General features: G+C 64.2%; 19 protein-coding genes and 1 tRNA gene. 12 read left to right on the forward strand and 8 right to left on the reverse strand.

Going from position 1 to position 22,599, the window contains the following annotated elements:
• Positions 1-28 precede the first annotated feature (28 nt).
• On the forward strand, positions 29-1,213 hold the full coding sequence (locus FJ418_RS22520; RefSeq protein ID WP_140651542.1) for a pyridoxal phosphate-dependent aminotransferase: 1,185 nt from the start codon (positions 29-31) through the stop codon (positions 1,211-1,213).
• Between the two features lie 12 nt (positions 1,214-1,225).
• Here the strand turns inward: FJ418_RS22520 and FJ418_RS22525 are convergent, their stop codons facing one another.
• The 3 genes from FJ418_RS22525 to FJ418_RS22535 all read right to left on the reverse strand — a co-directional run bounded on the left by FJ418_RS22525 (position 1,226) and on the right by FJ418_RS22535 (position 4,009).
• Positions 1,226-1,987 carry an SDR family oxidoreductase gene (locus FJ418_RS22525; protein ID WP_140856175.1) on the reverse strand — a complete coding sequence of 254 codons (762 nt, stop codon included), beginning with the start codon at positions 1,985-1,987 and terminating at the stop codon, positions 1,226-1,228.
• Between the two features lie 240 nt (positions 1,988-2,227).
• On the reverse strand, positions 2,228-2,959 hold the full coding sequence (locus tag FJ418_RS22530; RefSeq protein ID WP_140869345.1) for a tellurite resistance TerB family protein: 732 nt from the start codon (positions 2,957-2,959) through the stop codon (positions 2,228-2,230).
• 123 nt (positions 2,960-3,082) lie between these two features.
• On the reverse strand, positions 3,083-4,009 hold the full coding sequence (locus FJ418_RS22535; RefSeq protein WP_140869348.1) for a rhodanese-related sulfurtransferase: 927 nt from the start codon (positions 4,007-4,009) through the stop codon (positions 3,083-3,085).
• Between the two features lie 245 nt (positions 4,010-4,254).
• Between FJ418_RS22535 and FJ418_RS22540 the strand changes: the two genes are divergently transcribed.
• Positions 4,255-4,893: a 2-dehydro-3-deoxy-phosphogluconate aldolase gene (locus FJ418_RS22540; protein ID WP_140642228.1), complete on the forward strand. Its 639-nt coding sequence runs from the start codon at positions 4,255-4,257 to the stop codon at positions 4,891-4,893.
• A gap of 10 nt (positions 4,894-4,903) precedes the next feature.
• Here the strand turns inward: FJ418_RS22540 and FJ418_RS22545 are convergent, their stop codons facing one another.
• On the reverse strand, positions 4,904-5,653 hold the full coding sequence (locus FJ418_RS22545) for an SDR family oxidoreductase (protein ID WP_140869351.1): 750 nt from the start codon (positions 5,651-5,653) through the stop codon (positions 4,904-4,906).
• A 152-nt stretch (positions 5,654-5,805) separates the two neighbouring features.
• On the opposite strand from FJ418_RS22545, the gene FJ418_RS22550 reads away from it, so the two are divergent.
• The gene (locus tag FJ418_RS22550) at positions 5,806-6,699 is read left to right on the forward strand and encodes an AraC family transcriptional regulator (protein WP_140651530.1); all 894 of its coding nucleotides are present in this window, start codon (positions 5,806-5,808) and stop codon (positions 6,697-6,699) included.
• A gap of 53 nt (positions 6,700-6,752) precedes the next feature.
• Here the strand turns inward: FJ418_RS22550 and FJ418_RS32050 are convergent, their stop codons facing one another.
• The 4 genes from FJ418_RS32050 to FJ418_RS22565 all read right to left on the reverse strand — a co-directional run bounded on the left by FJ418_RS32050 (position 6,753) and on the right by FJ418_RS22565 (position 10,997).
• Positions 6,753-6,929, reverse strand: a complete 177-nt coding sequence (locus FJ418_RS32050) for a hypothetical protein (RefSeq protein WP_181167050.1) — start codon at positions 6,927-6,929, stop codon at positions 6,753-6,755.
• Positions 6,930-7,053: 124 nt separating this feature from the next.
• Positions 7,054-7,127 (reverse strand) — tRNA-Gln (locus tag FJ418_RS22555).
• 88 nt (positions 7,128-7,215) lie between these two features.
• The gene (locus FJ418_RS22560; protein WP_140869353.1) at positions 7,216-9,072 is read right to left on the reverse strand and encodes a DUF882 domain-containing protein; all 1,857 of its coding nucleotides are present in this window, start codon (positions 9,070-9,072) and stop codon (positions 7,216-7,218) included.
• A gap of 377 nt (positions 9,073-9,449) precedes the next feature.
• Positions 9,450-10,997: a sigma-54 dependent transcriptional regulator gene (locus FJ418_RS22565; RefSeq protein WP_140869356.1), complete on the reverse strand. Its 1,548-nt coding sequence runs from the start codon at positions 10,995-10,997 to the stop codon at positions 9,450-9,452.
• A gap of 159 nt (positions 10,998-11,156) precedes the next feature.
• On the opposite strand from FJ418_RS22565, the gene FJ418_RS22570 reads away from it, so the two are divergent.
• From FJ418_RS22570 to hemH, 9 genes are all read left to right on the forward strand, one after another.
• Positions 11,157-12,995 (forward strand): M3 family oligoendopeptidase, encoded by a 1,839-nt coding sequence (locus FJ418_RS22570; protein ID WP_181167051.1) that lies wholly within the window; start codon positions 11,157-11,159, stop codon positions 12,993-12,995.
• A gap of 355 nt (positions 12,996-13,350) precedes the next feature.
• On the forward strand, positions 13,351-14,055 hold the full coding sequence (locus FJ418_RS22575; protein ID WP_140869358.1) for a proton-conducting membrane transporter: 705 nt from the start codon (positions 13,351-13,353) through the stop codon (positions 14,053-14,055).
• Between the two features lie 158 nt (positions 14,056-14,213).
• Positions 14,214-15,359, forward strand: coding sequence for an aminodeoxychorismate synthase component I (locus tag FJ418_RS22580; protein ID WP_140869361.1), 1,146 nt, complete (start codon positions 14,214-14,216; stop codon positions 15,357-15,359).
• Positions 15,308-15,970: an aminotransferase class IV family protein gene (locus FJ418_RS22585; protein WP_140869364.1), complete on the forward strand. Its 663-nt coding sequence runs from the start codon at positions 15,308-15,310 to the stop codon at positions 15,968-15,970. Before FJ418_RS22580 ends, FJ418_RS22585 begins: the two co-directional genes overlap by 52 nt.
• A gap of 40 nt (positions 15,971-16,010) precedes the next feature.
• The gene (locus tag FJ418_RS22590) at positions 16,011-16,946 is read left to right on the forward strand and encodes a DUF3445 domain-containing protein (RefSeq protein WP_140869367.1); all 936 of its coding nucleotides are present in this window, start codon (positions 16,011-16,013) and stop codon (positions 16,944-16,946) included.
• A gap of 131 nt (positions 16,947-17,077) precedes the next feature.
• Positions 17,078-18,523 (forward strand): homospermidine synthase, encoded by a 1,446-nt coding sequence (locus tag FJ418_RS22595; protein ID WP_140869369.1) that lies wholly within the window; start codon positions 17,078-17,080, stop codon positions 18,521-18,523.
• Positions 18,524-18,609: 86 nt separating this feature from the next.
• Positions 18,610-18,987 carry a hypothetical protein gene (locus tag FJ418_RS22600; protein WP_140642250.1) on the forward strand — a complete coding sequence of 126 codons (378 nt, stop codon included), beginning with the start codon at positions 18,610-18,612 and terminating at the stop codon, positions 18,985-18,987.
• A gap of 192 nt (positions 18,988-19,179) precedes the next feature.
• Positions 19,180-21,303 carry a bifunctional UDP-sugar hydrolase/5'-nucleotidase gene (locus FJ418_RS22605; protein ID WP_140869372.1) on the forward strand — a complete coding sequence of 708 codons (2,124 nt, stop codon included), beginning with the start codon at positions 19,180-19,182 and terminating at the stop codon, positions 21,301-21,303.
• Between the two features lie 142 nt (positions 21,304-21,445).
• Entirely contained in the window at positions 21,446-22,510 is a 1,065-nt protein-coding gene (gene hemH / locus FJ418_RS22610) for a ferrochelatase (RefSeq protein WP_140869375.1), read from the forward strand.
• Positions 22,511-22,599 lie beyond the last annotated feature (89 nt).

Genomic DNA, 22,599 nt, shown 5'->3' on the forward strand with positions numbered 1-22,599 from the left:
CACAGAAAGAACCACAGGGACGGGAAAAATGCTCCACACGATCGCGGCCTTCGACCGTCTCGGCGAGGAAAATGCCTTCGCGGTGCTGGCGAGGGCCACCGCGCTCGCCCATCAGGGACGCGACATCGTCAACCTCGGCATCGGCCAGCCCGACTTCAAGACGCCGCAGCACATCGTCGAGGCGGCGATCAAGGCGCTGCGTGACGGCCACCATGGCTACACGCCTGCCAACGGCCTTTTAGCCACCCGCGAGGCGGTCGTGCGCCGCACGCTGACCACCACTGGCGTCGAGGTGTCGCCCGAGAATGTGATGATCCTGCCGGGCGGCAAGCCGACGATGTTTGCCGCGATCCTGATGTTCGGCGAGGCGGGCGCCGAGATCCTCTACCCCGATCCCGGCTTTCCGATCTACCGCTCGATGATAGAGTTCACCGGCGCCACGCCGGTGCCGGTGCCGATCCGCGAGGAAAACGGCTTTGCCTTCTCGGCGGAAGAGACGCTGGCGCTGATCACGCCGAAGACCAGGCTGCTCATCCTCAACTCGCCCGCCAATCCGACCGGTGGCGTCACTCCGCGGGCCGAGATCGAGAAGCTGGTCAAGGGCCTGGAGAAGCACCCCCAGGTCGCTATCATGTCGGACGAGATCTACGACGTCATGACCTATGACGGCGAGACTCACTGCTCGCTGCTGAACTTCCCCGAAATTCGTGATCGGCTGATCGTGCTCAACGGCTGGTCGAAGACCTGGGCGATGACCGGCTGGCGCATGGGCTGGTCGATCTGGCCGAATGGCGACAAGGGCGCGCATCTCTACGACAAGGTGCGCAAGCTGGCGGTCAACTGCTGGTCCTGCGTCAACGCGCCGAGCCAGTTCGCCGGCATCGCGGCGATCGACGGCCCGCAGGACGATGTCGAGAAGATGATGCGCGCCTTCGACAACCGCAGGAAGATCGTGGTCGAGGGGCTGAACGCGCTCCCGGGCATTTCCTGCATCACGCCGAAGGGCGCCTTCTATGCCTTCCCCAACGTCTCGAAAACCGGCTGGAAGGCCAAGAAGCTCGCTTCGGCGCTGTTGGAGGATGCCGGCGTGGCGTTGATCGGCGGCCCCGATTTCGGCGTTCTCGGCGAAGGCTATATCCGGCTTTCCTATGCCAATTCCGAGGAGAACATCCTGCGCGCGCTGGAACGGATCGAGGCTTTTCTGAAAAAGTGACCCGTCGGGCGTTCACCCGCGCCCGACAAACGGCATCTTCGTCGCCATCACCGTCATGAACAGCACGTTGGCATCGAGCGGCAGGCTCGCCATGTGCAGCACCGCATCGGCCACGCGCTCGACATCCATCACCGCTTCGGCGGCGATCGAGCCATTGGCCTGCGGCACGCCGACCGTCATCGGCTGCGCCATCTCGGTCAGCGCATTGCCGATGTCGATCTGGCCGCAGGCGATGTCGAAAGGCCGGCCGTCGAGTGCCAGCGTCTTGGTGAGCCCGGTGATCGCATGCTTGGTCGCCGTATAGGGCGCGGAGCCGGGGCGCGGCGCATAGGCCGACACCGAGCCGTTGTTGATGATACGGCCCCCCATCGGCTTCTGCCGGCGCATGGCGCCGAAGGCTGCGCGGGCGCATAGGAACGAGCCTGTGAGGTTGACGCCGACGACGTCGTTCCAGACCTCGACCGGGATTTCGTCGATCAGCGTCGACTTGTAACCCATGCCGGCATTGTTGAAGAGCAGGTCGACGCGGCCGAAGGCCTCGAGCACGGTCTCGAACATGTCATCCACCTCGTCGGCCTTGCTGATGTCGCAGGCGACGGCCAATGCCTTGGCTTGCGTCTTCCCCGCCTCGGCGATCGCCTCCTCCAGCACTTTCTTGCGGCGGCCGCAGAACACCGTGTTCCAGCCTGCCTTGAGCAGCGCCGTCGCGACGCTCTTGCCGATGCCGGTGCCGGCGCCGGTAACGATGGCGGTCTTCTGTGCTATGGCTGTCATCGTCGTCCTCCCGGTCATGGATGGAAGAACGTGGCATCGCAAATGCCATGGGTCATGGCAAGCAGCTGTTGGTGATAAAGAAGAGGTCAACAAAAAGGGCGGCCATTAGCGACCGCCCCGATCTGAACCGCGCTTGGGAGGAGGAAAAGCCGGTCCGACTGGTTAGAATGATGCGCTTGCTGGGTTAACGAGAAGTTAACGGACGGCAAGGCGTCCCCGAAGGACGTTTACCACGCCGAATCACCACGGTGAATTGGGCGCCGTTCCCGCCGGCACCTTGGCAGCCGAAACCGTGGCCTCGACATGATCGACCAGGGCGTCCGGCAGGCCGAGGCGGCCGGCGAGCAGGTCGAGGTAACCGCGCTCGGCGCGCGTGTCGGGATCGATGGTCAGCCGCGAGGCGGTGTAGAGCTCGAGCTTCTGCGCATCGGTCTTGGCGCCGGCGACCAGCGTGTCGAGATCGAGCGGGCTTTCGAGCTCGGCGAGCAGGAATTTTTCCGCTTCGGCGCCGATGCCGGCGAGCTTGAGCTTGTCGGCGATCTTCCTGCGCTCGTCGTCATCGACATGGCCGTCGGCCTTCGCCGCCGAGATCATCGCCCTGACCAGCGTCAGCGTGAACTCGGCTTCGCCTTGCGGCGCCTGCGAGGGATCGAAGGCGGTATCGGCGGGCGGCGGCAGCAACTCCGGCTCGCTGGCGGCCGGCGCCTGCGCCGGCTCCTTGCCGGCCTTGTAGTTCTGGTAGGCCTTGTAGGCGAGGCCTCCGATCGCCGCCAGGCCGCCGAGCTTGATGGCCGCGCCCGTCACCTGCCGGCCGGTGCCGGTGCCGAGCAGCACGGCGGCAAGCGCGCCGGCGGCGAGCGGATTGTCCTTCGCCATCTGCACCGCCTGCCCCGCCTTGTCGCGGACGGTCGATCCGGTGCCGGGAATTTGCGAGCCGAGAAGGTCGTCGAGCAGCTTCTTGGGATCGAGCATCAATGCCTCCAGAATTGGCCCGGCCGAAATGCGCGCGGGCACGGTTTCGGACCGGCAAGAGGTAGGCCCCGCGCATTGACATTACAATGACGAGGCGAGTTTTACGCGCAAGAGCGTGTGGCTCTAGCTTCCGATATGGCGCTTGCCGCCGCGCGCTTGCGCAAGTTCGACCTGACGGTGGCGTTCGGCGTAGCGCTCGCGATCCGCATCGGACCGCATTTCGAAGCAATGCGGGCATGAAACGCCGATCGCGTATTTCGGCGACAACCTGTCCTCGACCGTCAGCGGGTGCCGACAGGCGCGGCAGAGTTCGGCTTCGCCCTCCGCGAGACCGTGCGAGACGGACACCCGTTCGTCAAACACGAAACATTCGCCTTGCCAGAGGCTCTCCTCGGCCGGGACGTCTTCCAGATATTTCAGGATGCCGCCCTTGAGATGAAAGACGTTTTTGAGGCCGAGCGACTTCACATAGGCCGTCGCCTTCTCGCAGCGAATGCCGCCGGTGCAGAACATCGCCACCTTGCGGCCTTCGAGCTCTCCACGGTGCTGCTCGACCCAGGCCGGGAATTCGCGGAAGCTGGTGGTCCTGGGATCGACCGCGCCCTGGAAAGTGCCGAGCGAAACTTCATAGGCGTTGCGCGTGTCGATCACCAAGGTATCGGCATCGGAAATCAGCGCGTTCCAGTCGGCCGGCGCGACATAGGTGCCTGCGCTCGCCGCCGGATCGATATCCTCGACGCCCATGGTGACGATCTCGCGCTTCAACCGCACCTTCATGCGGTGGAACGGCATTTCGGCGGCGCTGCTGTATTTGACTTCCAGTCCGGCAAGGCCTTCGATGGCCTCGAGGTGACACATCAGCGCGGCGATCGCCTCCTCGCTGCCGGCGACGGTGCCGTTGATGCCTTCATGCGCCAGAAGCAACGTGCCCTTGATGCCGCGCCCGCAACAGAAGGCGGCGAGTGGCGCGCACAGAGCCTCGTGTCCATCGAGCGGCGTGAATTTGTAAAGCGCCGCGACGCGGACCGGATTTTGTGTTGTCGTTGTCATGGCCATGCCATAGAGCAACTCCAGGAAAAGTGCGAAGCGGTTTTCCGTCCGGAATTGCGCAAAATTAAAGATAGAGCGGTTGCCGTTTCCAGGAAACGGCGGTCCGCTCTGGACAGCGCTGAAAGCCGTTTCAAGGCAAAGCAGGAAGGCGGCTAGGTGCGCGGCATCGCGACACGCCGGGCTTCGTGGACTTGAGCGGACCCTTCTGCTAATCGGTTGAAATCGATCGAAATGGAGACCAGCAAATGACCAGCAAGACCGAAAAGCTCCTGTCGCTTCTCAACGGTCAACCGGTCATCCCGGTGCTGAAGATCGCCAATGTCGCGGACGCGGTGCCGCTCGCTCGCGCCCTTTCGCGCGGTGGCCTGCCGGCGATCGAGATCACGCTGCGCACCGCCGACGCGCTGGAAGCGATCCGCCGCGTCGCTGCCGAGGTCGAAGAGGCGATCGTCGGCGCCGGCACCATCCTCGATGCCAAGCAGTTCGATGAAGCAGCCCGCGCCGGCTCGAAATTCATCGTCAGTCCCGGCATCACCAGCCAGCTTCTAGACGCAGCCAAGGGCAGCCCCGTGCCGCTGCTGCCCGGCGCCATCACGCCCGGCGAGATCATGGCCGCGCGTGAAGCCGGCCTGCGCTTCCTGAAATTCTTCCCGGCCGAGCAATCCGGCGGCATCGCTTCGCTGAAGGCTTTCGCTTCGCCGCTCGCCGACGTGAAATTCTGCCCGACCGGCGGCATAACGGCCAGGAACGCCGCCGACTATCTGAGCCTGCCCAACGTCATCTGCGTCGGCGGCTCCTGGGTGGCGCCCGACGATCTCATCAAGGCCGGCAAATGGGACGAGATCGAAGCGCTGGCGCGTGAGGCGAGCAAGCTCAAGAAGTAAATCAGCGCCCTCACCATGGCAGCGCGCCGTTCTCATCGAAATAGCCGCCGGTCGGTCCGCCCGGCTCCAGCGTCGCCAGCCGCACGATGATCTCGGCCGCCTGCTGCACCGTGCGGCCGCCTCTGTGCGCATTGAGGTCCGTGGCGGTGTAGCCGGGAGCGGCGGCGTTGACCATGATGCCGCGAGGCGCGAGTTCCCGGGCGAAGGACAGCGTGACGGCGTTGAGCGCGGTCTTCGAACTGCCATAGCCCATGACGTTGGGCGACTGGCTGTTGCCGGCCGCGCGCGCCAGCGATCCGAGATAGCTGCTCACCATGACGATCCGTGCAGCGGACACCGCCAGGAGCAGCGGCAGGAACGCCTGGGTGACCCGCACCGGACCGAAGACGTTGACATCATAGGTGGCTTTCATCTCCGCGACATTCTCGCGGCTCGGCGGCCGCTCATAGCGGCCGTCCGGGCCAAGCGCGTCGACATAGCCGGGCGCAATGCCGGCATTGTTGACCAGCACATCCAGGCCGGGCGCCTGCACAGCGACTGTCTTGACCGCGGCCGCCACGCCGTCGTCGCTGATAACGTCGAGCGCAAGCCACTCGACATCTAGCCCTTCGCCGCGCAGGATTTCGGCTGCGGCTTGACCGCGCCTGGCGTCGCGGGCACCGAGCCAGACTTTGAACCCAATGGTTGCCAGCCGCCTGGCGGCCTCGAGCCCAATACCTTTGTTGGCGCCGGTCACCAGCGCATTCTTTTGCGTCGTCATTCCAGGTCTCCTTCTTGGCGACCTAGATTTGGCGTCAACCGACCTGCTTCGCGCGCCGGATCCTCGCGTCCTCTTGCCTAATCCTCTCAACTGGATGCGCGGCTCCGAGTCACTTGGTTGCGCGGCTTGCATGGATCGGCAATGCTGAAACGATGAATGAAGAGCTTCAGGAATTGATCGCACTCGCCAGCCGACATGCGCGCGGACGGCGGACGAAGACGGCCATTCCGCGCGTCACCATCGGCCGCAGCGAGGTGCCGACGCCGCCGCTGCCGGAGCTTTGCCAGCCGACCACGCTGTTTGTCTTGCAGGGAACCAAAACGGTCCTGATCGGCGACCGCACGCTTGCCTACGGCGCCGGCAGCTATTTCGTCTATGCGGTTGAAACACCCGCGACCAGCCAGTTGCTCGAGGCGAGCGTCGCACAGCCTTACCTGGCCATCGCCTTCTCGCTGGATACCGAGCTGATCGCCGGCCTGCTCATCGACCACAAGCCGGCGATCGACGGCGATAGCTTCGTGACCAATCAGCTCGATGACTTGCTGCTCGACGCATGGCGCCGAATGCTGCGGCTGCTCGACAAACCAGCCGAGATTCCTGTTCTCGCGCCCATGCTCGAACGGGAGATCGCGTTCAGGCTCCTGCAAGGCCCGCAGGGCGAGAAGCTGCGTCAGCTCGCCCGTGCCGATGGCCGCCTTTCGCAAATCCGCCGCGCCACCGCCTGGATCCGCGCGCACTACAACGAACCGATCGATGTGACGCAACTGGCCGAGCTGTCGCATATGAGCAACGCCGCCTTTCATCGCCACTTCAAGGCGGCGACGGCGATGAGCCCGATCCAGTATCAAAAGCAGCTCCGCCTTCTGGAGGCGCGCCATCTGCTGATCGCGCAACCGGGCAGCGCCGCGCATATCGCCTTCACCGTCGGCTACGAAAGCGCCTCGCAGTTCAGCCGCGAATATGCGCGCCAGTTCGGATTGCCGCCCGCGCGCGACGCCGCGCGGCTCCTGGCCAGGGGCGAAGCGCCCACGCTGGAAATTGACTGAGCACTAAAAGACCGGCCGGCTTGCGCCGGCCGGGATTAGTCTTGCAAACGCAACTATCTGCAGACCCTGACCTTCTCGACCACCTTGTGGTGGTGGCGCCAATGCGTCACCAGCTTGGTCACGCAATGATGTCGTCCGGTCTTGACGATCACGGTTTCGGCTTGCGAGGGAGCGACGACAGCCGAAGCCGCGGCCAGCGCCAGAACTGACGCCAATACAATCTTCTTCATGAATATCCCCAGTTTGGAACGAACCCCTTTTAACCCATCATTGGGCGCGGCGCTCCAACCTCACGGTAAGTTTAGCCTGGCGTGAAGATGCGCACACCGAACGCCTACCGAGCATTGCCATGTCTGGTTCCCGCTCATGGATTCGAACCACGATTCACGCCTTCAAAGGGCGCTGTCCTACCATTAGACGAAGCGGGAAGATCGGGTGGTCAAATAGGCCTTCGAGGATGAAAAACGAAAAGCCGCGTTGTCCTCCAACGCGGCTTTCTGGTGTCTGGCGGGGTCGCTATTTCGTTTGGAAGCGCGCGACCGAGAGGAACTTCACCGCGTTGCCGGTGAACCGGCTTGCGTCCGGCACCCCGCCATCCGCCTGGAAGCCGGCCGTATACACTTCGCTCGGCGGCGTATGCACGATGTTGTAGGCATAGCGCGGCGCTGTCGTCGGGTCGGAAACCGAGGCGATGTTGACGCCGCTGCCCAGCGCCCAGCGCGCGGCTTGCGGCGGCGTCGCCACCACCATGGCCTTGGGCCCGGGCTTCAGATCGTGGGCGGACGCCCTGCCTTCCTTGGCCGTCGTCTTCACGCCGGCGCCGATCGCCTGCGCCGGATCGGCCCCGGCCGGGAGCGCGGCGATGGCCTGGCGCGGCGAGGCCGCATCGACGCCCGACGGATCGTTGAACGCGGAGCGCGGTTCCGGTTCGGTCAGCGACGCGAGCTGGTATTCGGCGCCGCCGCCATCGGCCCCGACGGTTGCATTGGCCTGTTCGAGAACGGCTTTCACCTCATCCTGCTTGCCGGGCTGCGGCCGTGCCGTCGGCAGCACCGAGAACGCGTCGGTCGCGCTCTTGTCCTGCGAAGCGGTTTCGGCCAGCGCCAGAAGCACGTTCTTGTCCTTCGGCGCGAGTTCCGCCGGCGTCGAGCGGTCAGGACGCCAGGTCGGCAGCGGGATGTTGTTGACCGCCACCTGCGCCGGATCGGTGCTCGCGACCTCCGCGGCGCTGGCTGTGCCGAACGGAACCTTGTCCGGCACGGGCGCCTGGGCCGTCGCAACCGCCTGCTCCGTCGTCGCCGAGGCATCCGCCGTGGCGAACGGCACGTTCTGCGGCGTCTGCTGGCCGACATCGACCTTCGGACGCGGCGCGAAGTCGGGCAGCGGGATTTCCTTGGGCGGCAGGGCGGCGATGATCGTCTCCGGCGTATCCTGCTGCGGCTGTTGCGAATCGTCGGCGCTGTCATCCGCGATCTGCGGGATGTTGGCGCGCTTGGCATCCTTCGGTGCGACAATCGCGATGCCCGGAAGATTGCTGTCGCGTGCCGTGGCGGCGCTGGCGACCTGGACCTGCTTCACGGCTTTCCGCTGAGGCGCCGGGGCACTTTCGTCGGCGTCGTCATCGGCCTCGTCGGCGCCGCCGCCGAACCAGGCAAAAAGGCCGCCGGAGCGCTTGGTCGAGCCGCCGGCGCTGGCCAGTTCGATGTTCGGGGTGCCGGCGCCCTTACGCGCTTGATACGCTGCCACTGCTTGCTCATAGCCGGGCAACGGGCGTCCGTCGCTCGGCACATGCAGCGTCTTGCCGTTAGGGAACAGGCTGACCAGTTCCTGGCGGCTGATGCCCGGCCAATGGCGCACGTTGCCGACATCCATATGCACGAAGGGCGAGCCGGAAGTTGGGTAATAGCCGACGCCGCCGCCCTGCATCTTGAGGCCGATGTTGCGCAGTTTCTTCAGCGGCACGCCGGGAATGTAGAAATCCATCGCCTTACCCAGCATGTGCTGGCTCTTCTCGGCGACGCCGCGGCTGCGCGAACGCAAGAGCGCGTTGGTTGACGGCGAACGATAGCCGCAGACCACTTGGATATAGTCGGTCGCGCCGCTTTCGCGATAGGCTTCCCAGACGAGATCGAGCAGCCGCGGATCCATCTTGGTCGGCTCGTTGCGGCGCCAGTCGCGCAGAATGATGTTGATCTTGCGCAGGCCTTCCGGATCGTAGCGGCCATTGCGCTTATAGACGATCTCGGCCTTCTCGTGCGTGTGCAGGTGATAGAGCTTGAGCGTACGCACTTCAGCCCTGGCGCCCGACGTCACCACAGACAGGAATCCGACGGCCAAAATCACGAACGTCAGCCACCTCGGCCAGACGCTCATGTGAAAATGCCGCCCGTTTTTGCGTCGTTCGATTTTGTTCAAATCAAATGGCTTTCAGGCTGCCGTTTGTCCCCGGATTTGACCAAACGGATGCGTGGTTTTCACATCCGAATATCGATCCTAATGGTTAATCATCGTTTATTGAAGCCGAAATGCGGTAACACCGTGGCGATATCCCGTCAAAAATTATGCACAGCATTTCGTGGTAAACCGCTGGTTTAGATCAAGAATCCGCCTCGGCCAGAACACGATCTGTTACCGTTAGCGTTAATGCGTGATCCTCGGTAACGCCAACCGCTGAAAACCCTGTGTTTTCACGTAAAAAGCGACAATTTGACTCGGATTTTAGGCAAGCAAGCTGGTTCGAGGCTTGCCTGTCATGAGGCAAGCCGGTCGACGCGGCCGGCTTCGGGGTCAATGCCATATTCCTTCAACTTGCGGTAGAGCGTTGAGCGACCGATGCCCAACCGGCGGGCGACTTCGCTCATCTGGCCGTTGTAGTGGTCGATCGCAAGCTTGATCATCTCGAGCTCGACATCGGCCAGCGCCCGCACATTGCCGCGCTCGTCAAGCGCGCGAAGCGTCCCGAAACGCGGCTGCGGCCTGGCTGGCGCCTCGCCATCGGGCAAGCCAGCCCCCATTGCATCGGCAGCGGTCTCATCCGCTTGCCGGGACGCGTCCGCAATCGTTTCGGCGACTGCGGATGCCGGTTCCGCTTCGAGATTGACCGTGCCTTCCACCTGCGCCCGGATCTGCGGGAACTCCTCCTCGGTCAGCACATCCCCCTCGACAAGCACCGACGCGCGGAAGACCGCATTTTCCAGCTGGCGGATATTGCCCGGCCAGTCATAGGCCTGCAACATGGCAAGCGCCGTGGCCGATATGCCGGCAAGGCGGCGGCGCGGATCGGTCGGCGCGACCTTTTCCATGAAATGCCGGACAAGGTAGGGAATGTCGTCGCGGCGGTCGCGCAGTGGCGGCACGAAGATCGGATAGACGTTCAGCCGGTAGAACAGGTCCTCGCGGAACTTGCCGTCCTTGACCTGCTGCAGGAGGTTCCGGTGCGTGGCCGAGATCAGCCTTATATCGACCTTGACGGTCGAGCGGCCGCCGACCGGGTCGACCTCGCCTTCCTGCACGGCGCGCAGCAGTTTGACCTGGACGTCGAGCGGCAGATCGCCGATCTCGTCGAGAAACAGCGTGCCGGAGTTCGCCTCGACGAATTTGCCGGTGTGCTTGTCGGTGGCGCCGGTGAAGGAACCCTTCTCGTGGCCGAACAGGATCGATTCGACGAGATTGTCGGGGATGGCGCCGCAATTGACGGTGACGAACGGTTTCGAGCGGCGGTCGCCGCTGCCTTGGATGGCGCGCGCCACCAGTTCCTTGCCGACGCCGGATTCGCCCTCGATCAGGATCGGGATGTTGGAGGCCGCCGCTTTCTGCCCAAGGCGTATCACCCGGTCCATTGCCGGGCTGCGCGTGATCATATCCTTGAAGGTGAGATGGCCGCCGCCGCGCCGCCGCGACGCGCGCTTCATCTCGTCCTCGACGGCTTCCACCTTGAGCGCGTTGGAGATCGCGGTCTGCAGCCTGTCGGGCGACGCCGGCTTGACGACGAAATCAAAGGCGCCGTGCCGCATCGCCGAGACGACGGTCTCGATGCCGCCTTGGGCCGTCTGGACGATGACGGGAATGTTGATGGCGCGCTCGCGCATCGCCTTCAGCACGCCGATGCCGTCGAGGCCGGGCATGACGAGATCGAGAATGACGACGGAAACCTCGCGCGCGTTCGGGCCATCGAGCGCGTCGAGGCCGGCCTCGCCGCTATCCGTGACGATCGCGCTGTGGCCGAACTTGGTCAACGCGGCCTCGACCAGCCGGCGCTGCACCGGATCGTCATCGACTATGAGTATGGAACCTGTCATGACTGTTTGAGTTGTCCGCCCGAGAAAATCCCCGTGGATCATCTTGGCACAGGGTTCTAAATAAGGTTTCAAAAAACCCGGTGAACGAATTCCTTAGGATTTGACCGGCTTCTCCTTTCCCTTTGATTCTGGCCCCTTGGTTCAAAAAAGGTATTGTTGATGCGCATGATGTTTGGTCAGCGGCTTGCGGCGGCGTCGTCCGGACAGGGCGCGGCGGAGCTCGGCGACCTGCCGGAGTGGAATCTCGCCGATCTCTATTCCGGCATGGAAGCGCCGGAGTTGAAGCGCGACATCGCCAAGGCGGCCAGCGACGCCATCGTCTTCGAGACCCGCTGGAAGGGTACGCTGGCCGCGGAAGCCGGGCGCGGCGCCGCCGGCCGGCTGGGCGAGGCGCTCAAGGCCTATGAGGCGCTCGAGGAACTGATCGGCCGCATCGTTTCGTATGCCGGCCTCGTCTATGCCGGCAACACGGCCGATCCGCAGCGCGCCAAGCTCTATGGCGACGTCCAGGAAAAGATGACGGACGCCAGCGCGCATCTCCTGTTCTTCGCGCTCGAGCTCAACCTGATCGACGATGCGGCGATCGAAAGCGCTTTGGCCGCCGACAAGGCCTTCGGCCACTACCGGCCTTGGGTGCTCGACCTCAGGAAGGACAAACCCTACCAGCTCGAGGACCGCGTCGAGCAGTTGTTCCACGAAAAGTCGGTCACCGGGCGCGGCGCCTGGAACCGCCTGTTCGACGAGACGATGACCGACCTGCGCTTCGACGTCGAGGGCGAGGAACTGACACTCGAGCCGGCGCTGAACCGGCTGCAGGATTCGAACGGCGAGGTGCGCCGCCGCGCCTCCGAGGCGCTGGCCGCCACGTTCCGCAAGAACCTGCGCACCTTCACGCTCATCACCAACACTTTGGCCAAGGACAAGGAAATCTCCGACCGCTGGCGCGGCTTCCAGGATATCGCCGACTCGCGCCACCTCGCCAACCGTGTCGAGCGCGATGTGGTCGATGCGCTGGCCGCGGCTGTGCGCGAGGCCTATCCGCGGCTGTCGCATCGCTATTACGCGATGAAGGCGCGCTGGCTCGGCATGGAGGTGATGAACCATTGGGACCGCAACGCGCCCCTGCCGGAAACGCCGCAGGCGGTGATCAGCTGGGATGACGCCAGGGACACGGTGCTCTCGGCGTACCAGCGCTTCTCGCCGGACATGGCCGAAATCGCCCGCGGCTTTTTCGATCGCAGATGGATCGACGCGCCGGTGCGGCCCGGCAAGTCCCCCGGCGCCTTCGCCCACCCGACGGTGCCGTCGGCGCATCCCTACGTGCTGCTCAACTACATGGGCAAGCCGCGCGATGTGATGACGCTGGCGCATGAGCTCGGCCATGGCGTGCACCAGGTGCTGGCCGCCGGCCAGGGCGCGCTGATGGCCTCGACGCCGCTGACGCTGGCCGAAACCGCCTCCGTCTTCGGCGAGATGCTGACCTTCCGCTCGCTGCTCGAGCAGACCGGCGACAAGCGCGAGCGCAAGGCCATGCTCGCCCAGAAGGTCGAGGACATGATCAACACCGTCGTGCGCCAGATCGCCTTCTACGAGTTCGAGCGCAAGGTGCATGCCGAACGCAAGAACGGCGAGCTGACCTCGGACAGGCTCGGCGAATTCTGGCTGGAAGTGCAGGCCGAGAGCCTGGGGCCGGCGATCAAGCTGCGCGAGGGATACGAGGTCTTCTGGACCTATATCCCGCATTTCATCCACTCGCCCTTCTACGTCTATGCCTATGCTTTCGGCGATTGCCTGGTGAATTCGCTCTATGCCGTCTACCAGAATGCCGAGCGCGGATTTCAGGAGAAGTATTTCGAGATGCTGCGCGCTGGCGGTACGAAGCATCACTCCGAGCTTCTTGCGCCCTTCGGCCTCGACGCCACCGATCCCGCATTCTGGCAGATCGGCCTCGGCGTGATCGGTTCGCTGATCGACGAATTGGAAGCGCTCGATAGTTGACGACAACTACGGTGCAGGCATCGGTCGTAATAGTTTAGCCGGGATGCATATTAGCAAGGGTCTATTCCTGCCCTAAATAGCTGTTCTTGAATAACTCTCCAGCGCATTTTTCAACTGGCTTTCGACAAGCCATATGATAGCGTCCGGCCTCAAGCTCAGCCGGACGCATCGCGCGGCCCAAAGATGGCCTGCCGCTACGCCACGGCGAATGCGATGATGGCCGTCGGCCCGGACAAGGCCGAACGCCGATGGCTCGATTGAAGCCGGCGGTTCCGCCGACCACGGAACCTTTGACGATCCTTGGCGTGCGCTCGCCTTTCCGGGCCTCGGCCGACCGATCGGACTGGAGAGGGAAATGAGCACTTTCTTCTACATGCTCCTGGCGTTCGTTGTGGGTATCCTGGTTGGCTGGTTCATCTGGGGCCGCCTGCGCGGACAGTTCGACAGTCTGCGCGGAGATCTCGACCGCACGCGAGGCGAGCGCGACAGGCTGCGCGCGGACAGCGATCGGTTGAAGGGCGAGCTCGACGCCTGCGGCCGTGCCCGCGCCGATCTCGAAAGCCGGCTGCGCGACGCGCCTTCCGCGAAGGCCGGCGCCGATAAGGCCGCCACGCCGGCGCCGGCAGCGCTGATGACCGCGACATCGGCGGCGGCAAAGGCCGGGCCCACAAAGCCCGCCGCTGCAAAGAAGCCGGCCGCAACGAAGACTGCAGCGGCACCGAAGCCGGCGGCCAAAGCCGCCGCGCCCAAGAAGGCGGCAGCACCCGCGGCAAAGAAGGCGGCAGCGCCGCAGGCCGCGACCGGCAAGGCCGACAATCTGCGCCGCCTCATCGGCATCGGCCCGGTCAACGAAAGGCTGCTCAAAGGCCTCGGCGTCACCACCTATGCCGAGATCGCCGCCTGGACCGCCGCCGACGTCAAACGCATCGAGGAAGTGCTCAATTTCGACGGCCGCATCGCGCGCGAAAAATGGATCGAGCAGGCGAAATTGCTGGCCGCCGGCAACGAGGCCGAATTCGCCCACCAGTTCCCGACGGCCGGAACCGCAAGCAACACCTGAGCAGCCTGCCTGGTTGGCAGCAAGGCGGCGTCCTTACGGGCGCCGTCTTTGTTTTGGGCCAGCCACCTTTGCGCCGCCGGACGCCGCTCCCTCGATTGCGCCACGCCAAGCCCCCATATAGAGCGGTCGACGGCGCTTTTTGTCCGCATCCGAGGCTCATGTCCCTGCCCGCAGCCATTTTCCGCAACGACGCGACCGCTCGTCAGTTGGTCTTCGACCGGCCGCGCGAGATCATCGTCGCGCAGGCCGCGGAAGAGTTCATGCCCGCGCTTGAAAGGGCGCAGGCCGCATCGGACGCCGGCAAATGGCTGGCGGGCTATTTCTCCTACGAAGCCGGTTACCTGCTCGAGCCGAAACTGGTGCCGCTGCTGCCCGAGGGTCGCCGCGCGCCGCTAGTCTGCCTCGGCGTCTTCGATGCGCCTGTCGAGCAGGCGGTGCCGCAGATGCAGGCGTCAGCCAGCAACGGCCCGATCTTCGATGCCAGGGCAACATGGTCCGCCGAGGACTATGCCGGCCGCTTCGCGCGCTTTCACAACCACATCCGCAAGGGCGATTGCTACCAGGGCAACCTCACCTTCCCGGTTCATGCGCAATGGTCCGGCGATCCGCTTGCGGCCTTCGACGCGCTGACGGAACGCCAGCCGGTCAAATACGGCGCGCTGGTCTCGCTCGGCGATCCGATCGTCCTGTCGCGCTCGCCCGAATTGTTCTTCGAGATCGATGCCGGCGGCATGATCGAGACACACCCGATGAAGGGCACCGCGCCACGTGGCGCGACCAAGGTCGAGGACGCGCGACTGAAGGCCTTCCTGCGCAACGACGAGAAGAACCAGGCCGAGAACCGGATGATCGTCGACCTTTTGCGCAACGACATCTCGCTGATCAGCGAAGTCGGCACGCTGGACGTACCGGAACTGTTCCGCATCGAGACCTATCCGACTGTGCACCAGATGGTAAGCCGCGTGCGAGCGCGGCTTTTGCCCGGCATCGGCATCCGCCAGGTCTTCGCCGCGCTCTTCCCCTGCGGCTCGATCACCGGCGCGCCGAAGATCCGCGCCATGGAAATCCTGCACGAGCTGGAAGACGCACCGCGAGACGTCTATTGCGGCGCCATCGGCTGGATCGCGCCCGGCGGCAGGATGCGGTTTTCGGTGGCGATCCGCACCATCTCGCTCTTTGCCGATGGCGAGGCCGTCTACAATGTCGGCGGCGGCGTCGTCTTCGATTCGACCGCCGAGGAGGAGTATCGGGAGTGTCTGTTGAAAGCGCGCTTCGCGACGGGAACGGTGCCGGCTTCGAACTGATCGAGACCATGCGCTGGGAGCCCGGTGCCGGCTTCCTGCGCTTCGAGCGCCATCTTGCCAGGCTTTATGCGTCCGCCGCCGAACTCGGCTTCGCCTGCGATCCCGAACGGATCGGCGAAGTGCTATCGAACACCGTTGGCGGGCACGGAACTGCCTTACGCGTGCGCCTTGCTTTGCAGCGAAATGGCGAAGCGACGGCCGCGGCTCAAGCCTACGAACCGCTGCCGGCGGACAAGGTCTGGCGGCTGCAGTTGGCGCGTATCCGTCTTGATTCCGGCGACACGCTGCTGCGACACAAGACAAGCCGGCGCCAAGTTTACACGCAGGCACGCGCCGAATATCTCGCGACCCGCGCCGACGAGGTGCTTTTGGCCAACGAGCTCGGCGAGCTCTGCGAGGGCACGATCACCAATCTGTTCGCCGATTTCGGCAGCGGCCCGCTCGCCACGCCCCGCCTCGACTGCGGCCTTTTGCCTGGAGTATTGCGCGGCCAGCTTCTGGACGAAGGCCGCGCCGTGGAAGCGATATACAGCTTCGACGACCTGAAGGCGGCGAAGGCGATCCTCGTCGGCAATTCGCTGCGCGGGCTGATCCCGGCGCAACTGGGCTGATTGAGCCAGGAGACAGGAACTGGATAGAACCCAAGCGGACATGACAATTCGCCAGCCGACCCATACGCCCTATGATGGGTCTTCGAAACTCTTCACGATCGGGCTGAAGCCGCTCGGAATCGAGCGCTGGATCGAGGTCGACGAATTCCTTCTCCCGCACCTCGCCGAAAAGCAGCGGCTCTATGCCGATATCCCCGAAAAGGTCTTTGTCGAGGAGGCCGGCACCCGCGACGCGCAAAGCGAAGTGCTGGCCCTGCTCAGCCCGCATCTCATCGCGAAACACCCGCGCACCCATTGCGGCACCGGCTCGGATGTCGAGGTCATCGGTCTCGCAAGCGCGACCGACCGGCTGCCGCCTACCCTACGCAACGCGCCGCTTGCCAGAGCATCCCTGCTCGTCCAGGAAGACCTGATCCTGATGCGCCGCGACGAACGCGGCTGGCGGCTCGCCGCCGGCTCGCTCTGCTTCCCTTCGTCCTGGTCGCTGCAGGAAAAATTCGGCAAGCCGTTGCAGGAAATCCATGCGCCGGTGCCTGGATTCGGACCCGGCACGCGGCCGGCCGAGCTCATCAACCGGATGTTCGACGGCATGCAGGGCCAAGCGGTCGAGCGCTTCAACTGGTCGATCCAGGCCGGCGACGCGCTCTACCATCCGCTCTCGAATATCCAGCGCATCGACCGTGCCACCAACCGCCCGACGCGATTCGCGGACGGCGACATCAACGCTCATGCCTTCATGCGCGTCGAACGTCAGACGCTGCGCAAGTTGCCTGTCTCAAGCGACATCCTGTTCACCATCCGCATCCATCTCGATCCGCTCAAGGTGCTCGATGCCCATCCGGACCGGGCAACGCTGGCTGCATCCTTCGTGGAGCAGCTCCTGGCCCTCGACCAGCAACAACTCGACTACAAGGGCCTGACCGCCGACCGCGACCGGCTGGTTGCATTCCTCAACGGTATCGCCGGATCGGCTTAACCACGCCGCCAAACCGGCTTACCCGCGATTGGCGCTTTTCGCTGGTTTATGACAATGATCTGTGGTGTACGGCTTGGCCGTCGGGCGAAAAATGCCCGGTTTTGCGCGTGTTTGAAGGAGTGTGCGAAAAAATGGCGAATGAAAACTGGCCCGTTTACGGTGAAATCACCGGTCCCGTCGTGATGATCGGCTTCGGTTCGATCGGGCGGGGAACGCTGCCGCTGATCGAACGCCATTTCAAGTTCGACAAGTCGCGCATGACGGTCGTCGATCCGCGCGACACCGACCGCAAGCTGCTCGACGAGCGTGGCATCGCCTTCGTCCAGGAAGCGGTGACCGAGAAGAATTACAAGAAGCTGCTGACGCCGCTTCTGACCAATGGTGGCGGCCAGGGCTTTTGCGTCAACCTGTCGGTCGACACCGGCTCGGTGGACCTGATGAAATTGTGCCGCAAGCTCGGCGTGCTCTACATCGACACCGTCGTCGAGCCGTGGCTCGGCTTCTATTTCGACGCCGAGGCCGACAATGCCAGCCGCACCAACTATGCGCTGCGCGAGGCGATGATCCAGGAAAAGCAGGACAAGCCCGGCGGCCCGACGGCGGTCTCTACCTGCGGCGCCAATCCCGGCATGGTCTCGTGGTTGGTCAAGAAGGCGCTGGTCAACCTCGCCACCGATCTCGGTCTCGAGTTTTCGGAGCCCGCGCAGGAAGATCGCGAGGCTTGGGCCAGGCTGATGAAGAAGGCTGGCGTCAAGGGCATCCATATCGCCGAGCGCGACACCCAGCGCACCAAGAAGCCGAAGCCGATGAACGTGTTCTGGAACACCTGGTCCGTCGAAGGCTTCATCTCGGAGGGCCTGCAGCCGGCCGAGCTTGGCTGGGGCACGCATGAAAACTGGATGCCAAAGAATGGCAATAAGCACAAGCACGGCTCCAAGGCGGCGATCTATCTGGAACAGCCAGGCGCCAACACGCGCGTGCGCTCCTGGTGCCCGACGACGGGCGCGCAATACGGCCTCCTGGTGACGCACAACGAGGCGATCTCGATCGCCGATTTCTTCACCGTGCGCTCGAAGAAGGGCAAGCTTCAATACCGCCCGACTTGCCACTACGCCTACCATCCCTGCAACGACGCCTTGCTGTCGCTGGACGAGATGTTCGGCGCCGCCGGCAAGCCGCAGCCGGTTCACCACGTGCTCGACGAGAACGAGCTGGTCGACGGCGTCGACGAGCTCGGCGTGCTGCTCTACGGCCATGACAAGAACGCCTACTGGTACGGCTCGCAGCTGTCGCTGGCCGAGGCACGCAAGCTCGCCCCCTACCAGAACGCCACCGGCCTGCAGGTCACCTCGGCGGTGCTCGCCGGCATGGTCTGGGCGCTGGAGAATCCGACCGCTGGTATCGTGGAGGCCGACGAGATGAACTACCGGCGTTGCCTCGAAGTGCAGACGCCTTATCTCGGGCCGGTCAGGGGCTACTACACCGACTGGACGCCGCTGGACAATCGGCCGGGTCTCTTCCCGGAGGACCTGGACAAGGACGATCCGTGGCAGTTCCGCAACATTCTGGTCCGATAGCGCCGGGACTGACCGGAGCCACCGCCTTGCAATCGCCCGGAAATCGGGCGATTGAAGGATGCGGACTGAGGAGAGGATTTTCAAAAATGACCATTGCGCGCAAACTGCTTTCGGCAGGCGCCGCGGCAAGCCTTCTGGCTGCGGCCGCCTGCACCACAACCGGTCCCTCGGACCAGCCTTCGATGGCGGCGGCGCCGAAGGGTGTCGAGGGCAACTGGATCGACGCCAAGGGCACCGGCCTGTCGACCTTCATGGCTGGCAGCTTCACCACCGTCGCCACCGACACTGGCCAGAAGCTGTCGGAAGGCAGCTACACCATGACCGGCGCGACCTCGGTCGAGATCCACGGCACCTCGTTGATCCGCCAGACCCCGGTCAGCTTCAACTGCCTGATGATCTCCACCAGCCAGCTCAACTGCACCAGCGCCAGCGGCCAGAATTTTGTGCTGACGCGCCGGGCTTGAGGGTTCGCAAATCTTCGGCTGACAGGGACCGGCGGCGCAAGCCGCCGTCCTTTTTTGTGCCGGCAAAACACTTCCGGATTTCCACTTGCATCGACCGGAACCCGATGTGAACATACCCCGAGGCTGACTGTTATTGTCCGGTCAAGCGGGGTCATCAAGCACCTTCGAAGTCAGCTCATCCGGGAGACGAAGATGAAGAAGATTGCCGCCATCCTAGCCCTGTCCGCTTCGACGCTCGGCCTGTCGGCTGGCGTATCTTTTGCCGACTACACGCTGAACATCCTGCATTTCAACGATTGGCACAGCCGCATCGAAGGCAACAACAAATACGAGTCGACCTGTTCCGCCGACGAGGAGACCAAGGGCGAATGCATCGGCGGCGCCGGCCGGCTGATCACCGCGATTGCTGAGGAGCGCAAGAAGCTCGAAGGCCAGAACGTGCTGCTGCTCAACGCCGGCGACAACTTCCAGGGATCGCTGTTCTACACCACCTACAAGGGTGCGGTGGAAGAGGAGTTCCTCAATCAGATCAAGCCCGACGCGGTAACGCTCGGCAACCATGAGTTCGACGACGGCGAGACCGCGCTGGTGCCGTTCCTCGACAAGGCGAAATTCCCGATCGTCAGCGCCAATGTCGTGCCCAACGACAAGTCCGGCGCCGCGGGCAAGTTCAAGCCCTCAATCGTCGTCGAGGTCGGTGGCCAGAAGATCGGCATCGTCGGCGCCGTCACCAACGACACGCCGGAACTCGCCTCGCCCGGCCCGAACATCGCCATAACGGACGACGTCAAGGCGATCACCGCCGAAGTCGAGAAACTGAAGGGAGAGGGTGTCAACAAGATCATCGCCGTCACCCATATCGGCTATAGGCGCGAGCGCGACGTCATAGCGAAAATCCCCGGTATCGACGTGGTGGTCGGCGGCCACAGCCACACGCTCCTGTCGAACACCGATCCGAAGGCGGCGGGCCCCTATCCGACGATGGTCGACAACCCCGACGGCTACAAGGTGCCAGTGGTGCAGGCGGCGTCCTATTCGAAATATCTCGGCGAGTTCAAGGTCGTGTTCGACGACAACGGCGTCGTCAAAGAGGCCAGCGGCGACCCGATCTACCTCGACAAGTCGATCACCCCCGATCCGGCCGTGCTGGCCCGCATCAAGGAACTCGGGGCGCCGATCGAGGCGCTGAAGAACAAGGAGGTGGCCGAGACCACCAAGGCGATCGACGGCAGCCGCGAGAATTGCCGCGCGCGGGAATGCGAGATGGGCAATCTCGTCTCCGACGCCATTCTCGACCGCACCAAGGGCCAGGGCGTCGAAATCGTCATCTCGAACGGCGGCGGCCTGCGCGCCTCGATCGACCAGGGCACAGTGACCATGGGCGAGGTGCTGACCGTGCTGCCGTTCCAGAACACGCTGGCGACGTTCAAGATCTCGGGCAAGGACCTGGTCGCGGGCCTCGAAAGCGGCCTCAGCCAGATCGAGGACGGCGCCGGCCGCTTCCCGCAGGTTGCCGGCATCAAATATTCCTTCGACAGATCAGTCGCGCCCAATGCCGGCCGCGTCAAATCGGTCGAGGTGATGGAGAACGGCGCCTGGACGCCGATCAATCCCGACAAGCAGTACCTCGTCGCCACCAACAACTACGTCCGCCAGGGCGGCGACGGTTACAAGGTTTTCGCCGACAAGGCCACGGATGCCTATGACTACGGCCCCGGCCTGGAGCAGGTAGTGGCCGACTATCTCAGCGCGCATCAGCCCTACACGCCGAAGCTTGACGGCCGCATCACCGAAATTGCGGCGGCGACCGCGGCGGCCGAGCCGGCAAAACCAGCCGAGACGGCGCCTGCCGCACCGGCGGCAGAACCGGCAAAGCCGGCTGAGGCCGCTCCTGCAGCCACGACCCAGCCGCCGGCAGCCGAAGCAGCAAAATCGGCCGAGACCGCGCCGGCCGCGAGCGAACCGGCAATGCCGGCTTTGCCTTCCAGTTCCAGTGACATCGCCGGCACGCCGCCGAGTGTCTCGACCGAGGCCCCTCCGGCACCGGAAGGGACGAAGCCGGCTGAAACCGCTCCGGCGACGCCTGCTCCCGCCCCAGCCGCCGAGACGGCCAAGCCGGCGGCCGCGGCGCCCGCTGAAACCAAGCCGGCTGAGACCAGCCACACCGTCGCCGCCGGCGACACCTATTGGGACCTGGCCAAGAAAGCCTATGGCGACGCCACCCGGTGGAAGCTTATCTCCGAAGCCAACAAGGATTATAAGCCGCGTCGCCTGCCGCTCGGCGCGACGCTGACCATTCCGCCGGCCGCGAAGTAAGCGGCCACCCGGAATTCATGGCACCCGCCCGGAAACGGGCGGGTGTTCCTTTTCGGGTGCCAAACGCGATAAAGTGCGGCCAGACGCAGCATTGAAAACCGGCAGGGCATCGCTAGTTTCGCGGCGCTACCGGAGACTGTTCATGACGCTTGCCAGCCCCACCGATGCCAGAACCGCGAAGGTCCCCGGCCCGCCGCTGGCGGGCGCTCCGCCAGCCAGGACGGGCAAGATCGGCATCATGCTGGTCAATCTCGGCACGCCCGACGGCACGGACTTCAAGCCGATGTGGCGCTACCTGCGCGAGTTCCTCTCCGATCCGCGCGTCATCGAGCTCAACAAGGCGATCTGGTATCCGATCCTCTACGGCCTCGTGCTGACCACAAGACCGAAAAAATCCGGCGCCAACTACGCGCGTATCTGGAACCGGGAGATGAACGAGTCGCCGCTGCGCACTTTCACCCGCGCTCAAGGTCAGAAGCTGGCCGCTGCGCTGGCCGACTTGCCCAACGTGACGGTCGACTGGGCAATGCGCTACGGCAACCCCTCGACGGCGAGCGTCGCGCAAAAGCTGGTCGCGCAAGGCTGCGAGCGCATCCTTTCCTTCCCCCTCTACCCGCAATATTCGGCGACGACGACGGCGACCGCGAACGACCAGTTGTTTCGCGCGCTGATGAAGATCCGGCATGCGCCGGCAATCCGCAGCGTACCGCCCTATTACGACGAGCCCGTCTATATCGAGGCGCTCGCCCGCTCGATTGAGAAGCACATCGCAACGCTCGATTTCGAACCTGAGGTGGTGATCACCTCCTATCACGGCGTCCCCAAACCCTACTCTGACAAGGGCGATCCGTACGGGGCGCATTGCCTGGAGACCACGCGACTGCTGCGCGCGCGCCTCGGCTGGGACGAGAACAAGCTCATCACCACCTTCCAGTCGCGTTTCGGCGCGCAGGAATGGTTGCAGCCTTATACCGATGTCACCGTCGAGAAACTGGCCAAGGACGGCGTGAAATCGATCGCCATCGTCAATCCCGGCTTTTCCGTCGATTGCATCGAGACGCTGGACGAGATCGGCCGCGAGGCGGCCGAAACCTTCCATCACGCCGGCGGCAAGAACTTCGCCCATATCCCCTGCCTCAACGACAGCGCCGAGGGCATGGCGGTCATCGAAGCGCTGGCGCGGCGCGAGCTTTCCGGCTGGGTGTGACCGGCTTCACCGACTAGGGCTTGTTGAGATTCATCGTGAGTTTATGACGGCGGCAGCGAGATGGATGATGGCACTGAAACTCTGGTCGG

Source organism: Mesorhizobium sp. B2-8-3 (assembly GCF_006440815.1).
In the GTDB taxonomy this organism is placed as follows: domain Bacteria; phylum Pseudomonadota; class Alphaproteobacteria; order Rhizobiales; family Rhizobiaceae; genus Mesorhizobium.

What these genes read in the sequence shown, in the direction of transcription:
- FJ418_RS22550 (WP_140651530.1), top strand. Translation starts at nt 5,806, where the DNA reads ATGAATGAAGAGCTTCAGGAATTGATCGCACTCGCCAGCCGACATGCG.
- FJ418_RS22575 (WP_140869358.1), top strand. Translation starts at nt 13,351, where the DNA reads ATGAGCACTTTCTTCTACATGCTCCTGGCGTTCGTTGTGGGTATCCTG.
- FJ418_RS22560 (WP_140869353.1), bottom strand. Translation starts at nt 9,072, where the DNA reads ATGAGCGTCTGGCCGAGGTGGCTGACGTTCGTGATTTTGGCCGTCGGA.
- FJ418_RS22570 (WP_181167051.1), top strand. Translation starts at nt 11,157, where the DNA reads ATGCGCATGATGTTTGGTCAGCGGCTTGCGGCGGCGTCGTCCGGACAG.
- FJ418_RS22600 (WP_140642250.1), top strand. Translation starts at nt 18,610, where the DNA reads ATGACCATTGCGCGCAAACTGCTTTCGGCAGGCGCCGCGGCAAGCCTT.
- FJ418_RS22605 (WP_140869372.1), top strand. Translation starts at nt 19,180, where the DNA reads ATGAAGAAGATTGCCGCCATCCTAGCCCTGTCCGCTTCGACGCTCGGC.
- FJ418_RS22595 (WP_140869369.1), top strand. Translation starts at nt 17,078, where the DNA reads ATGGCGAATGAAAACTGGCCCGTTTACGGTGAAATCACCGGTCCCGTC.
- FJ418_RS22540 (WP_140642228.1), top strand. Translation starts at nt 4,255, where the DNA reads ATGACCAGCAAGACCGAAAAGCTCCTGTCGCTTCTCAACGGTCAACCG.
- FJ418_RS22530 (WP_140869345.1), bottom strand. Translation starts at nt 2,959, where the DNA reads ATGCTCGATCCCAAGAAGCTGCTCGACGACCTTCTCGGCTCGCAAATT.
- FJ418_RS22545 (WP_140869351.1), bottom strand. Translation starts at nt 5,653, where the DNA reads ATGACGACGCAAAAGAATGCGCTGGTGACCGGCGCCAACAAAGGTATT.
- FJ418_RS22525 (WP_140856175.1), bottom strand. Translation starts at nt 1,987, where the DNA reads ATGACAGCCATAGCACAGAAGACCGCCATCGTTACCGGCGCCGGCACC.
- FJ418_RS22580 (WP_140869361.1), top strand. Translation starts at nt 14,214, where the DNA reads ATGTCCCTGCCCGCAGCCATTTTCCGCAACGACGCGACCGCTCGTCAG.
- FJ418_RS22520 (WP_140651542.1), top strand. Translation starts at nt 29, where the DNA reads ATGCTCCACACGATCGCGGCCTTCGACCGTCTCGGCGAGGAAAATGCC.
- FJ418_RS32050 (WP_181167050.1), bottom strand. Translation starts at nt 6,929, where the DNA reads ATGAAGAAGATTGTATTGGCGTCAGTTCTGGCGCTGGCCGCGGCTTCG.
- FJ418_RS22535 (WP_140869348.1), bottom strand. Translation starts at nt 4,009, where the DNA reads ATGACAACGACAACACAAAATCCGGTCCGCGTCGCGGCGCTTTACAAA.
- hemH (WP_140869375.1), top strand. Translation starts at nt 21,446, where the DNA reads ATGACGCTTGCCAGCCCCACCGATGCCAGAACCGCGAAGGTCCCCGGC.
- FJ418_RS22590 (WP_140869367.1), top strand. Translation starts at nt 16,011, where the DNA reads ATGACAATTCGCCAGCCGACCCATACGCCCTATGATGGGTCTTCGAAA.
- FJ418_RS22565 (WP_140869356.1), bottom strand. Translation starts at nt 10,997, where the DNA reads ATGACAGGTTCCATACTCATAGTCGATGACGATCCGGTGCAGCGCCGG.